Genomic DNA, 13,507 nt, shown 5'->3' with positions numbered 1-13,507 from the left:
GGCGGTCGCGCTGGCGCCGCGTTAGAGAGGACAGGCGTTGCAGGAACTGTTCGAACTGCCGTGCTTGCATGGGGCCTCCGTCAACGGTTCAGGTCGACATTGGACCGCAGGCTTGCAGAAAAGATTCCACACTTGGCGCGAACAGCGCCTTGTTTTAAGCCGTCATTCCCGCTGTCGCGGGATTGACGGTATTAGCGTTAGAGGTACTGCCGATGAAAGCGGCTGCCCAGCCGCGTCAACACCTCATACCCGATCGTCCCCGCCTCACGCGCCACATCGTCGACCGTCTGTTGCGCACACAGCAGATCGACCTCGCAGCCGGGCGCAACGCGCGCTTCCGGAATCCCGGTCACATCCAGCGTGATGCTGTCCATCGACACGGTGCCTGCAATGGGAACGGACAGGCCATCGACGTAGGCGTGCCCGCGCCCCGACAGGAAGCGCAGCCAGCCGTCCGCGTAGCCGATCCCGATGGTGGCGATGCGGCGCGGGCCGTCGGCGACGTAGCGCGCGCCGTAGCCGACCGCGTCGCCGGCCTGCACCATGCGCGACTGCAGGATGCGGGCGCGCAGCCCGACTGCCTGGCGCAAGGGATTGTCCTTGCCCGGATGCGGGTTGATGCCGTACAGGGCCGCGCCCGGACGCGCCAGGTCGTGGTGGTAGTCCGGTCCCAGGAACACGGCCGAGGAATTCGCCAGGCTGCCCGGAATGCCCGGGAAGCGGGCGCGCAGGACGGCGAAGCGTTCGCGCTGGGCGCGGTTCATGGGATGTTCGGCGTCGTCGGCGCAGGCCAGGTGGCTCATCGCCAGCATCAGCTTGAACTCGTCCTTCCAGACCGGGTCGGCCAGCAGCCTGTCGACGTCCACCGGGGCCAACCCCATCCGCGACATGCCGGTATCGAACTGCAGCGCGGCCGGCAGGCGCTGCTGGTGCCTGCGGCAGGCGGCGCGCCAGTCGGCGATCTGGGCCGGATCGTTCAGCACCGGGATCAGGCCGTACCCGACGAATTCGGCGGTGGCGCCGGGCGGCGGTCCGTGCAGCACGTAGATCGTGCTGTCGGCCGGCACCAGCGGGCGCAGGCGCATGCCTTCCTCGAGGTGGGCGGTGAAGAACACGCGGCAGCCTTCGTCGGCCAGGGCCGGCGCCACCATGTCCATGCCGAGGCCGTAGGCATCGGCTTTCATCACGGCCGCGCAGGCGGCCTTGCCGACGGTCGTCTGCAGCAGGCGCCAGTTGGCGCGCACCGCAGCCAGGTCGACCGTCAGCACCGCCCCGGCACGGGCGGTGTGCACGCTAGCGACCATCTCAGGCCTTCGCGAATTCGGTACGGGCGTCCGCCTGGCGCGCACCGGCATAGCGGAAGATCGCCAGGTCGTCCGTGTGGATGGCCGGGACCTTGCCGCTGACCAGGTCGGCGATCACGCTGGCCGAGCCGCAGGCCATGGTCCAGCCGAGGGTGCCGTGGCCGGTGTTCAGGAACAGGTTGCGCAGCGGGGTGGCGCCGACGATCGGGGTCGAATCCGGCGTCATCGGACGCAGGCCGGTCCAGAAGCTGGCCTTGGAGACGTCGCCGCCGCCCGGGAACAGGTCGCTCACGACCATCTCCAGGGTTTCGCGGCGGGCCGGGTTGAGCTGCCTGCTGTAGCCGGCGATTTCAGCCATGCCGCCCACGCGGATCCGGTTCTCAAAGCGAGTGATGGCGATCTTGTAGGTCTCGTCGAGGATGGTCGATACCGGCGCCTGGGCGGCGTCGGTGATCGGCACCGTGAGCGAGTAGCCCTTCAGCGGATACACCGGGACCCGGAAGAACTGCTTGAGCAGCAGGCGCGAATAGCTGCCCAGGGCGACGATGTAGCGGTCGGCGGTGAAGCTGCCTTTATCGGTGCGCACGGCGGTGATCTGGTCGCCCTGAGACTCGATCGCCCGGATGTCGACGCCGTATTCGAAGCGCACGCCGATCTCCGCGGCGAGGGCGGCCAGCCCGGTGGTGAACATCTGGCAGTCGCCGGTTTCGTCGTTCGGCAGGCGCAGGCCGCCGACCAGCTTGTCGCGTACCTTGTCCAGGGCCGGCTCGGCCTTCGACAGTTGCTCGCGGGTCAGCACCTCGAAGGGCACGCCGGCCTGGCGCAGCACGTCGATGTCCTTGGCGGCGCCGTCGAACTGGGCCTGGGTGCGGAACAGCTGCAGGGTGCCCTGCTGGCGGCCTTCGTAGTCGATGCCGATCTCGTTGCGCAGTGTGCGGATGCAGTCGCGGCTGTACTCGGCCAGGCGCACCATGCGCTCCTTGTTGACGGCATAGCGGTCGGCGTCGCAATTCTTGAACATCTCCCACATCCACTGCAGCTGGAACAGCGAGCCGTCCGGCCGGATCGCCAGCGGCGCGTGGCGCTGGAACAGCCACTTGAAGGCCTTCAGCGGAATGCCGGGCGCGGCCCAGGGCGAGGCGTAGCCGGGCGAGATCTGGCCGGCGTTGGCGAAGCTGGTTTCCAGCGCAGCCCCCGGTTGTCGGTCGATCACGGTCACGTCGTGGCCGCTCTTCGCCAGATAATACGCAGTCGTGACGCCGACCACACCGCTTCCCAGCACGATTACTCGCATAGTGTTCTCAGAAAAAATTGATTTGGATGTTGCAGAAGATCTTGCTATCTTATATGTGATATAGCCATAATTGTTTCTATATTTAAATCCAGATTTGGTGAATCTTCATGCGCGTTCAGAAGGAGTCGAGCCGGGTCCTCGACAAGATCGACCTCCACATCCTTTCCATCCTGCAAAGCGACGGGCGGATCGTGATGAAGGACCTGGCCGAGCGGGTCGGGCTGTCGCTGACGCCCTGCATCGAACGCGTCAAGAAGATGGAGCGCGACGGCGTCATCGCCGGCTATTACGCGCGGGTCAATCCGCAGGCGATGGGCTTGCAGATCCTGGTGTTCGTCGAGATCACCCTGCTGCAGAAGTCGGAAAAAGCCTTCGAACGCTTCCGGCGGGCGATGCTCGGCATTCCGGAAGTGATGGAATGCCATCTGGTGTCGGGCGACTTCGATTACCTGATCAAGGCGCGGATTCCGGAGATGTCGGAGTACCGGCGGCTGCTGGGGGAGATCCTGCATCTGGCGGATTCGGCGCAGTCGAAGTCTTATGTGGTGATGGAGGAAGTGAAAGAAACCTTGGCGCTGTCGATTGGCGGCTGAGGTTCCGTGGTTTTTTGGAACACAAACTGATGAAACGGAGCAAGACTTAGCCTCGTACTGACACAGCGCTCCCGATCCTCACTAAAATCATTTCCCAGGGGAATCATAACTTTTCAGGATGGGACATGAAATCGGTTCAGCAGGAAGTCGACGAGCGCAGCAACCTTACCGGCACCAATAAATTCGAGCTTTTGCTCTTCCGCCTCGGCGGCGACGAGAACGGTGCGCATAGCGAGCTGTTCGGCATTAACGTCTTCAAGATCCGCGAGATCGTCGCGATGCCGGAGATTACCGCGATCGCCGGCGCGCCCAGGCACGTGCTCGGCGTGGTCAACCTGCGCGGCCAGATCATCCAGGTGCTGGACCTGCCGGGCATCGCCGGGGTCAAGCCGGTGACCGGCCTCAACATCATGCTGGTGACGGAATTCGCGCGCACCACCCAGGCTTTCGCCGTCGAGAGCGTGGAAGAGATCGTGCGCCTGGACTGGAGCCAGGTGATGTCGTCCGAGCACGGCGCCGGCAGCGGCATGGTGACCAGCATCGCCCGCCTCGAGCCGCAGGACGGCCAGCCGGCCCGCCTGGCCCAGGTGCTGGACGTCGAAACCATCCTGCGCGACCTGAACCCGCCGACCGACGACCGCCAGGTCCAGCAGGCGGTCGGCGACAAGATCGTCGTGAAGCCGGGCGCCGTGGTGCTGGCCGCCGACGATTCCGTGGTCGCGCGCGCCCTGATCGAGCAGGGCCTGGACGCGATGGGCCTGCCTTTCGTGATGACCAAGAGCGGCAAGGAGTGCTGGGAGCAGCTGAACGCGATCGCCGCCTCGGCCGAAGCGGAAGGCAAGAGCGTCTACGACAAGGTGGCCGCGGTGCTGACCGACCTCGAGATGCCGGAGATGGACGGCTTCACGCTGACCCGCCGCATCAAGAGCAGCCAGCGCTTCTCGAGCCTGCCGGTGGTGATCCACTCTTCGCTGTCGGGCACCACCAACGAGGAGCACGTGAAAAAGGTCGGCGCCGACGCCTACGTGGCGAAGTTTTCGGCCGAAGACCTGTCGCGGACCTTGCGCGCTATTCTGCGCCCCTGAGTTCCGGTATGATCCGGCAGTCGATTTGTTTCCGAACTGCCAAGTGATCACTACCAAGCCAGAAGCCGACGCACCCGCCTTGCTGGCCGCGCGCGTCCTCAATCTCGTCAACGGCGGCGTCATCGTGCTCGACGCCGGCCAGCGCATCGTGCTCTGGAACAGCTGGCTGACGCCGCGCTGCGGCCGCGCCGCCGCCCGCGTCATGGGACGCACGCTGTTCGAGGTCTTTCCCGAGCTGCGCGGCTCGAGGGTGGAGGCGGCGGTGCTGGCCGCGCTGGCCGACGATACCGCCACCGCGATCCCGCAGCTCGATAACCGCAGCCCCTTTCCCTTGCGCGCCGCGGGCAGTTTCGACGGCCCCTTGATCGAGCAGGCGGTATCGGTGTCGCCGTTCCGCGAGGAGGGCGAGACCTTCTGCCTGGTCGAGATCCGCGACGTCAGTGGGACCGTCGAGCGCGAGCGCCGCCTGCTCGACCACGCCGAATCGCTGCGCGCCCGTTCCTATGTCGACGGCCTGACCGGCATCGCCAACCGCCGTTATTTCGACGTCGCCCTCGACCGCGAGCTGCGGCGCGCCCAGCGCATCAAAGGCTCGCTGTCCCTGCTGCTGACCGACATCGATTCCTTCAAGGCCTACAACGACCACTTCGGCCACCAGGCCGGCGATACCTGCCTGGCGGCGGTGGCGCAGGCGCTGGCGGCAAAGCTGAAGCGTCCGGCCGACGTCGCCGCGCGCTACGGCGGCGAGGAGTTCGCGGCCATCCTGCCGGACACCGATGCCGCCCAGGCGCGCCAGCTGGCCGAGAACATCCGCGCATACGTCGCCTCGCTGAACCTCCAGCATGCACCCGGCGCCGTGCGTCCCTATGTCACGCTCAGCATCGGCGTGGCCAGCATGGAGCAGGGGCGACTGGACGATGCGAAGGCGCTGATCGAGGCCGCCGACAAGGCCCTGTACGCGGCCAAGCGCGGCGGCCGCGACCGCGTGGTGCTCGACGGCGAAGCTTGACGCACATACGGGTGTGACGGCGGTTTCGTATTGACGCCGCGGCGCCGGCGCGTATTGATGCAAGAAATTCATGCCGGTTTGCGGGCCATCGCCCTAGCCAGCGTGGCGGTTTTGGCGCATATTACTGGGTTTGTATCCCGGCTTTGCTGTAGATGCGCTGTCATTACAGGACGATGACGGCAGATTGCTGGCAGTAGGCCCTTGCCCGGAGTATTACATGCTGCTTGGTCTTGTCCGCGTCGCGCTTCGACGGCCTTATACCTTCGTCGTGCTGGCGCTCACCCTGCTCATCATCGGCCCGCTGGCCGCGGTGCGCACGCCCACCGACATCTTCCCCGACATCAAGATGCCGGTGATCGCGGTGGCCTGGCAGTACACCGGCCTGCCGCCCGACCAGATGGCGGGGCGGGTATCGACCCTGTTCCAGCGCTCGTTGACGACCACCGTCAACGACATCGAGCACATCGAGGCGAATACCTATTCCGGCATCAGCGTCGTCAAGATCTTCTTCCAGCCCGGCGTCGACATCGCGGTCGCCAACGCCCAGGTGACGGCGATCTCGCAGTCGGCCTCGCGCCAGATGCCGGCCGGGATCACGCCGCCGCTGATCCTCAACTACAACGCGGCCACGGTGCCGATCCTGCAGCTGGCGCTGTCCGGCAAGGGGCTGTCGGAGCAGCAGCTGTTCGACCTCGGCCTGAACACGATCCGCACCCCGCTGGTGACGGTGCCGGGCGCCGCGATCCCGCTGCCCTACGGCGGCAAGCAGCGCCAGGTACAGGTGGACGTCAAGCCCGAAGCGCTGCAGGCGCGCGGCCTGTCGGCCCAGGACATCGCCAACGCGCTGGCGGCGCAGAACGTGCTGACGCCGGTCGGCAGCCAGAAGATCGACGCGCTCGAATACACGATCCAGCTGAACAACGCGCCGTCGGCGATCGAGGACCTGGCGCGCCTGCCGGTGAAGGTCGTGAACGGCGCCGGGATGCCGGCCGCCACCATCTACCTGGGCGACGTCGCCGACGTCCACGACGGCAATGCGCCGCAGACGAATATCGTGCACGTCGACGGCGGCCGCTCGGTGCTGATGTCGATCCTGAAAAACGGCTCCGCCTCCACCCTGGCCATCGTCGACGGCGTGCGCGCCAAGCTGGACCAGCTCAAGGCCAGCCTGCCGGACGCCCTCAAGGTGGTGCCGATCAACGACCAGTCGGTGTTCGTGCGCGCCGCGATCAAGGGCGTGGCGCTCGAAGGCGCGATTGCCGCCGCCCTCACCAGCATCATGATCCTGCTGTTCCTGGGCAGCTGGCGCTCGACCGTGATCATCGCGGTCTCGATCCCGCTGTCGATCCTGGGTTCCATCATCGCCCTGGCGGCGACCGGCGAAACGCTCAACCTGATGACGCTCGGCGGGCTGGCGCTGGCGGTCGGCATCCTGGTCGACGACGCCACCGTCACCATCGAGAACATCAACTGGCACCTGGAGCAGGGCAAGGCGGTCGAACCGGCGATCATGGACGGCGCCCAGCAGATCGTGGCGCCGGCACTGGTGTCGCTGCTGTGCATCTGCATCGTGTTCATCCCGATGTTCTTCCTCGAAGGCGTGGCGCGCTTCCTGTTCGTGCCGATGGCGAAGGCGGTGATCTTCGCACTTGTGTGCTCCTTCATCCTGTCGCGCACCCTGGTGCCGACCATGGCCAACTGGCTGCTGCGCGCCCATGACCCACGCGAAGAGCACGCGCACAAGCCGACCAATGCCTTCCAACGGTTCCAGCGCGGCTTCGAGGCGCGCTTCGAAGGCCTGCGCCACCGCTACAAAGGCATCCTGCAGCACTCGATCCGGCATCGCCGGCCCTTCCTGATCGGCTTCATCGCCGTGGTGGCGCTGTCCTTCCTGCTGGTGCCTTTCCTGGGCAGTAACTTCTTCCCCGCCGTCGATTCCGGCCAGGTGCTGATCCATGCGCGCGCGCCGATCGGCACGCGGGTCGAGGAGACCGCCAAGCGCTTTGCGAAGATCGAAGAGGCGATCCGCAAGGTCATCCCGGCCAGGGAAATCGTGACGATGGTCGACAATATCGGCAAGCCCTCGTCGAGCATCAACCTCACCTACAACAACACCGGCACGATCGGCACCCAGGACGGCGACTTCCAGATCGCGCTGGGCGAGGACCATGCCCCGACCGCGGACTACGTGCGCAAGCTGCGCGAGGTGCTGCCGCGCGAATTCCCGGACACCACCTTCTCCTTCCCGCCGGCCGACATCGTCAGCCAGATCCTGAACTTCGGCTCGCCGGCGCCGATCGACGTGCAGGTGCGCGGCCGTAACCTGGACGCCGACTTCGGCTATGCCAACCAGCTGCTGAAGCGCATCCGCGCGATCCCCGGCGTGGCCGATGCCCGCATCCAGCAGTCGAACCGCTCGCCGATGTTCAATGTCGAAGTCGACCGCACCCAGGCCCAGCTGCTCGGCCTGACCACGCGCGACGTCACCAACAGTATGGTGATCAACCTGGCCGGCTCCAGCCAGGTATCGCCCACCTACTGGCTGAACCCGGCCACCGGCGTGACCTATCCGATCGTGATGCAGACGCCCGAGGTCGAGCTGGACTCGCTGTCCGCGCTGGCCAATCTCCCGGTCGGCAACGGCTCGAACGCGAATGCCGCCACCCTCGGCGGGATCGCGCGATTCGAACGCGGCAACGGCAATGCGCTGGTGAGCCAGTACGACGTCGCGCCGATGGTGCAGATCCACGCCACTACCCAGGACCGCGACCTCGGCGCCGTCGCCGCCGACATCCGCAAGGTGCTCGAAGAAACCAGGGCCGATGTGCCGAAGGGCGCCACGGTCGAGATGCTGGGCCAGGTGCGTACCATGGAGCGCGCGTTCTCGGGTCTGCTGTTTGGTCTTCTGGGCGCGGTCGGCCTGATCTACCTGCTCATCGTCGTCAACTTCCAGTCCTGGCTCGACCCGGCGGTGATCGTCTCGGCGCTGCCGGCGGCGCTGGCCGGCATCGTGTGGATGCTGTTCGCCACCCATACCACCCTGTCGGTGCCCGCGCTGACGGGCGCCATCATGTGCATGGGCGTGGCCACCGCCAACAGCGTGCTGGTGATCAGCTTCGCGCGCGAGAGACTGGATGAATCGGGCGACGCCGCCGCGGCCGCGCTCGAAGCCGGCTTCGTGCGCTTTCGCCCGGTCCTGATGACCGCCCTGGCCATGGTGATCGGCATGCTGCCGATGGCCCTGGGACTGGGCGAGGGCGGCGAACAGAATGCGCCACTGGGCCGCGCCGTGATCGGCGGCCTGGTGTTCTCGACCATCGCCACCCTGGTCTTTGTCCCCGTCGTTTTCAGCCTGGTCCACGGCCGCGCGCAGCGCCGCGCGGCGGATTCCAGCCTGCCACCCCAATCCGGAGTTCCTGCCCATGCAAGCTAAATCTTCTTCCAGGCGGCCGCTGGTCGTCGGCACCCTCGCGCTGGCCGTCGCCGGCGCGGTGGTGATCGGCGGCCTCGCCACCCGTCACTCCCAGGCCGAGCAGCTCAAGGAGTCCGCCGCGGAGCAGTCGGTGCCGACCGTGAGCCTGGTGTCGATGAAGGACGTCGCCGGCAGTCCAATGGAGCTGCCGGCCCGCATCGAAGCCTGGTCGCGGGCGCCGATCTATGCCCGCGTGTCCGGCTACCTGGCGCACTGGAACGTCGACATCGGCGCGCCGGTCAAGGCCGGCCAGGTGCTGGCGACGATCGAGACCCCGGACCTCGACCAGGACCTGCGCCAGGCCCAGGCCCAGCTGGCGGTGGCGCGCAGCAACCTGGCGCTGGCCGAGAGCACGGCCAGGCGCTGGCAGTCGCTGGTGGCGCAGAACGCCGTCTCCAAACAGGAAGCCGACGAAAAGCAGGGCGACTTCATCTCCAAGCAGTCGAATGTGCAGGCGCTGCAGGCCAGCGTCGACCGCCAGCAGGCGCTCAAGCGCTACACCCGGCTGGTGGCGCCTTTCGACGGCATGGTCACGGCCCGCAATACCGACGTCGGCGCCCTGGTGAATGCCGGCGCCACCGCCAGCGCCGGCAGCGAGCTGTTCGTGGTGTCCGACCTGCACCGCCTGCGTGTGTACGTGCAGGTGCCGCAGCGCCAGCTGGCCGCGATCCACCCCGGCAGCATCGCGCGCGTGAGCGTGCCGGAACGTCCGGGCAGCAGCTACCAGGCCAGGGTGGAGTCGCTGGCCCAGGCCATCAATGCCGGCTCCGGCACCATGCTGGTCCAGCTTGCGGTCGAGAATCCGAAGGGAGAGCTGCTGCCGGGCGCCTTCGCCACCGTGCGCTTCGACCAGGCCGCAATGGCCGACGACGCAGTGGCGATTCCGCCGGGAGCGCTGATCATGGGCCGCCACGGCGCCCAGGTCGCGGTGCTGGATGCCGGCAACCGCGTACGCATCCGGAAGGTGACGATCGCGCGCGATTACGGCAATGTGATCCAGCTGGGCGATGGCGTGAGCAAGGCCGACCGCATCATCGACAGCCCGCCGGACGGGCTGGCGGATGGCGACCAGGTGAAGGTGGCCGCCGCGGCCCAGCCGCGCAAAGCGGGCTGACTCGGGAACCGCCGTGGGCACCCCGTGCCCACGTCAGGTTTGTCAGCGCCTGGTGACGCGCCAGACCACGTTACCAACGTCGTCCGCGATCAGCAGGGCACCGTCCGCATCCTGCGCCATGCCGACCGGCGCGCCGAACAGCTGCTTTTCGTCGGCCGAGTGGAAGCCGGTCACGATCGACTGGGCCGGTCCGCTGGGCATGCCGTTCGTGAAGGGCACGAAGATGACCTGGTAGCCGCTCAGCGGCGTGCGATCCCAGCTGCCATGCTCGGCGACGAAGGCGCCGCCCTTGTATTGCGGGAACATATTCCCCGTGTAGAACCACAGACCCAGCGCCGCGACGTGGGAACCCAGCGCATAGTCCGGCTTGATGGCTTTCGCGACCAGGTCCGGGCGCTGCGGCTGGACGCGGCGGTCCACGTGCTGGCCGTAGTAGCTGTAGGGCCAGCCATAGAAGCCCTTTTCCTGCACCGAGGTCAGGTAGTCCGGCACCAGGTCGGCACCGATTTCGTCGCGCTCGTTCGCGATGGCCCAGAGCTTGCCGGTCTGCGGCTCCCAGCCCAGGCCCGTCGGATTGCGGATGCCCGAAGCGTAGACGCGGCTGGCGCCGGTCGCGGCGTCGACTTCCAGCACGGCGGCGCGCCGGTATTCGACTTCCAGGCCGTTTTCCGTGATGTTGCTGTTGGAACCACTGCCGACGTAGAGGTGCTTGCCATCGGGGCTGGCCAGCAGCGCCTTGGTCCAGTGGTGATTGACGGTGCTGGGCAGGTCGCCGAGTTCGACGCCAGGGTCGGACATCTTCGTTTCGCCCGGGGTGTAGCGGTACTTCATGATGTTGCCGGTGTTGGCGACATACAGGGTGTCACCGACCAGCTGGATGCCGAAGGGCGAGTGCAGCTTTTCGATATAGACGTATTTGTCCCACTCGCCGCTGCCGCCGGGTTTCCTGCGCAGCAGGGTGATGCGGTTGCCGCCCTTGCCGCCCTTGCCGGATTTGTTCTTGACCTTGCCGGCAATAACCTGTTTCGGCGTGGTCACCGCCTCCTCGCCCGGACCGTTGGCTTCCACCACCAGCACGTCGTGGTTCGGCAGCACCAGCAGCTGGCGCGGGTGCAGCAGGCCGGAGGCGATCTTCTCGATTTGCAGGCCGGCGATAACTTGCGGCTTGGCATCGCCCTTCCAGCCGACGCCGTCGGGCACCTGCATCGGCGGCACCAGGAAGTCCTGGGGTTTGGGCATGGACGGATTGCCGCCCACCTGCTGGGAGATGTTCAGCTGGGCCTTCTCGCCGCAGGCGCTCAGCGCCAGCGTCATCACGGCCGCCATGCCCAGGCTCAGCCGCCGTGCGTGTTTATGCTTGTCCATGGCTGACCTCCTTGTAGACGACGTAGTCGGCGGCCAGCACGATCCGGCCAATCACCATCGCAAGCACCGTCAGCACGGACAGCCAGACGCCGGCCGGCATCGTGGCATAGGCGTCGCGGCTGTGCACGAAGGCATTGAACAGGGCGGCGACGATCGCGACCACCTGGAGCCAGAAATTGATGGCCAGGTTACGGGTACGGATGCGGCGCTTGCCGAACCAGGTGCGGCCGAGATTGATGAGCTGGGGAATGATGGCGAACACCAGGCCGATGCTGATGAGCCAGGCCGCGGCTTTCACCCACAGCACGGTGTAGGTATTCGAATAAAGGATGTCGAAGATGAGCGCGCCCACGAAGAAACCGAAGGGTATCGGGTCGAGTACGTCGAATATCGCCGATGTGATGCTGAATCGGGATGTGTGTGTTTCCGTTTTCATGTTGATGCCTCTCTGTATGTGAACAAATGTGTTGTGAGACTAGCATGGATATGGAACAGCACGTCGCATGACTGGAGCACTGGCGGCGCAGCAAAATTTGCATGAGCTTCCTCGAAAAGCTTCGTTGTCGATGCAATCATGCGGGCATAAGCTGGACGCATCCCGACTCATCCGAAAGCGCCCATGTCCGCCGTCCTCAAAGAAGTTTCCGACACCCGCCAGCATTTCGTCATCAAGGCCTTCGACGCCCCGCTGGGGGTCGAGGTGCTCGGCCTCGACCTGTCCCGGCCCCTGTCGAACGAGGACTTCGCGCGCCTGCACCGCGCCCACCTCGAGCACCATGTGCTGGTGTTCCGCCACCAGCACATCACGCCCGGCCAGCAGGTGGCCTTCAGCCGCCGTTTCGGTCCGCTGCAGATCCACGTGCTGCGCCAGTTCCAGCTGCCGTCGGATCCCGAAGTCCTGATCGTCTCGAACATCCGCGAGAACGGCCAGCCGATCGGCCTTGGTGATGCCGGCCACTTCTGGCATTCCGACCTGTCGTACAAGGAAAAGCCGAGCCTCGGCTCGATGCTGCACGCCCAGGAACTGCCGCTCGTGGGTGGCGATACCCTGTTCGCCAACCAGCACACGGCCTGGGAGCGGCTGCCCGGGCACCTGCAGCGCGCCGTCGCGGATCTGAAGGCCGAGCACAGCTACCTGAATCGCTATGCCGACCTGCAGAAGCGCAATCCCTGGCGCCCGAACCTGACCCAGGCCCAGATCGACGAGGTCAAGCCGGTCGTGCATCCGGTCGTGCGCACCCATCCCGAGACCGGCCGCAAGGCGCTGTTCGTCAGCGAGCATTTCACGACCCGCATCGTCGGCCTGCCGGACGACGAGAGCCGCGCGCTGCTGGACGAGCTGTTCGAGCGCAGCACCCGCCCCGAGCACATCTACCGCCACCAGTGGCAGCCGCAGGACATGGTGTTCTGGGATAACCGCTCGCTGATGCACCTGGCGGCCGGCTGCCCGGACCAGCAGCGCCGCAAGCTCTACCGCACCACCATCGAAGGCGACGTCCCGTTCTGAACCATCATAAACAGACCACCATGCGCACCCCATTCCGCACCCCGTTTCGCTACGTATCGAAGATCGCCGCCGGCCTGACCCTGTCCGCGCTGGCCCTGTCCACCGTCCTCGCCACCCCGGCCCGCGCCGAGGGCCAGTTGCGCATCGCCCAGCAGTTCGGCCTCGTCTACCTGCTGCTGAACGTGGCGGAGGACCAGAAGCTGATCGAGAAGCACGCCAGGCTGCAGGGCGTGCCGGTCAAGGTCGAGTATGTCCAGCTGTCGGGCGGGAATGCCGTCAATGATGCCCTGCTGTCCGGCTCCATCGACGTGGCCGGCGCCGGCGTCGGCCCGCTGCTGACGATCTGGGACCGCACCGCCGGCCGCCAGAACGTGCGCGGCATCGCCTCCCTCGGCAACTTTCCCTACTACCTGGTCAGCACCAACCCGAAGGTGAAGACCATCGCCGACTTCGGCGACAAGGACCGCATCGCGCTGCCGGCAGTGTCGGTGTCGGTGCAGGCGCGGATCCTGCAGATGGCGGCGGCGAAGCGCTGGGGCACGGCGGAGTTCGCGCGCCTGGACCGCCTGACGCAATCCCTGCCGCATCCGGACGCGGCGGCCGCGCTGATCGCCGGCCAGACGGAGCTGAACAGCCACTTCGGCAATCCGCCTCTATGTAGAACCGTTTTGTGCGTCCATAAGAACCCTGTTTCAAACCATTGCTCCCAAAATAAAGCGCCTTTTTTTTCGGCTTGATGAGTCCATAATATTCCATTAAAATCC

10 protein-coding genes and 1 pseudogene are annotated in these 13,507 nt (G+C 66.2%); 7 read left to right on the top strand and 4 right to left on the bottom strand.

Translation table 11 applies throughout. The annotated features are described in order from the left end of the window. Positions 1 to 197 precede the first annotated feature (197 nt). Positions 198 to 1,292: an alanine racemase gene (gene alr, locus AB4Z32_RS21030; protein WP_442123816.1), complete on the bottom strand. Its 1,095-nt coding sequence runs from the start codon at positions 1,290 to 1,292 to the stop codon at positions 198 to 200. Positions 1,293 to 1,305: 13 nt separating this feature from the next. Beyond that, entirely contained in the window at positions 1,306 to 2,598 is a 1,293-nt protein-coding gene (locus AB4Z32_RS21025) for a D-amino acid dehydrogenase (RefSeq protein ID WP_442123815.1), read from the bottom strand. Between the two features lie 107 nt (positions 2,599 to 2,705). On the opposite strand from AB4Z32_RS21025, the gene AB4Z32_RS21020 reads away from it, so the two are divergent. From AB4Z32_RS21020 to AB4Z32_RS21000, 5 genes are all read left to right on the top strand, one after another. Beyond that, entirely contained in the window at positions 2,706 to 3,191 is a 486-nt protein-coding gene (locus AB4Z32_RS21020) for a winged helix-turn-helix transcriptional regulator (RefSeq protein WP_442123814.1), read from the top strand. Positions 3,192 to 3,316: 125 nt separating this feature from the next. Continuing rightward, on the top strand, positions 3,317 to 4,276 hold the full coding sequence (locus tag AB4Z32_RS21015; protein ID WP_442123813.1) for a chemotaxis protein: 960 nt from the start codon (positions 3,317 to 3,319) through the stop codon (positions 4,274 to 4,276). A 43-nt stretch (positions 4,277 to 4,319) separates the two neighbouring features. Beyond that, the gene (locus AB4Z32_RS21010) at positions 4,320 to 5,285 is read left to right on the top strand and encodes a diguanylate cyclase (RefSeq protein WP_442123812.1); all 966 of its coding nucleotides are present in this window, start codon (positions 4,320 to 4,322) and stop codon (positions 5,283 to 5,285) included. A 220-nt stretch (positions 5,286 to 5,505) separates the two neighbouring features. Beyond that, positions 5,506 to 8,718 carry an efflux RND transporter permease subunit gene (locus AB4Z32_RS21005; protein ID WP_442123820.1) on the top strand — a complete coding sequence of 1,071 codons (3,213 nt, stop codon included), beginning with the start codon at positions 5,506 to 5,508 and terminating at the stop codon, positions 8,716 to 8,718. Further along, the gene (locus AB4Z32_RS21000) at positions 8,708 to 9,871 is read left to right on the top strand and encodes an efflux RND transporter periplasmic adaptor subunit (protein ID WP_442123811.1); all 1,164 of its coding nucleotides are present in this window, start codon (positions 8,708 to 8,710) and stop codon (positions 9,869 to 9,871) included. Before AB4Z32_RS21005 ends, AB4Z32_RS21000 begins: the two co-directional genes overlap by 11 nt. Before the next feature lie 42 nt (positions 9,872 to 9,913). On the opposite strand, the gene AB4Z32_RS20995 is transcribed toward AB4Z32_RS21000, so the two are convergent. Then, positions 9,914 to 11,236: a PQQ-dependent sugar dehydrogenase gene (locus tag AB4Z32_RS20995; protein WP_442123810.1), complete on the bottom strand. Its 1,323-nt coding sequence runs from the start codon at positions 11,234 to 11,236 to the stop codon at positions 9,914 to 9,916. Next, complete coding sequence (locus AB4Z32_RS20990) at positions 11,223 to 11,672, bottom strand: hypothetical protein (RefSeq protein WP_442123809.1); 450 nt, start codon at positions 11,670 to 11,672, stop codon at positions 11,223 to 11,225. Before AB4Z32_RS20990 ends, AB4Z32_RS20995 begins: the two co-directional genes overlap by 14 nt. A gap of 183 nt (positions 11,673 to 11,855) precedes the next feature. On the opposite strand from AB4Z32_RS20990, the gene AB4Z32_RS20985 reads away from it, so the two are divergent. Beyond that, positions 11,856 to 12,743, top strand: coding sequence for a TauD/TfdA dioxygenase family protein (locus AB4Z32_RS20985; RefSeq protein WP_442123808.1), 888 nt, complete (start codon positions 11,856 to 11,858; stop codon positions 12,741 to 12,743). Positions 12,744 to 12,763: 20 nt separating this feature from the next. Beyond that, positions 12,764 to 13,396: pseudogene (locus AB4Z32_RS20980) on the top strand (ABC transporter substrate-binding protein); the annotation flags it as partial. Positions 13,397 to 13,507 lie beyond the last annotated feature (111 nt).

Source organism: Massilia sp. 2TAF26 (assembly GCF_052115005.1).
GTDB lineage: Bacteria > Pseudomonadota > Gammaproteobacteria > Burkholderiales > Burkholderiaceae_D > Telluria.
This window is presented reverse-complemented; position numbering and strand designations above follow the sequence as displayed.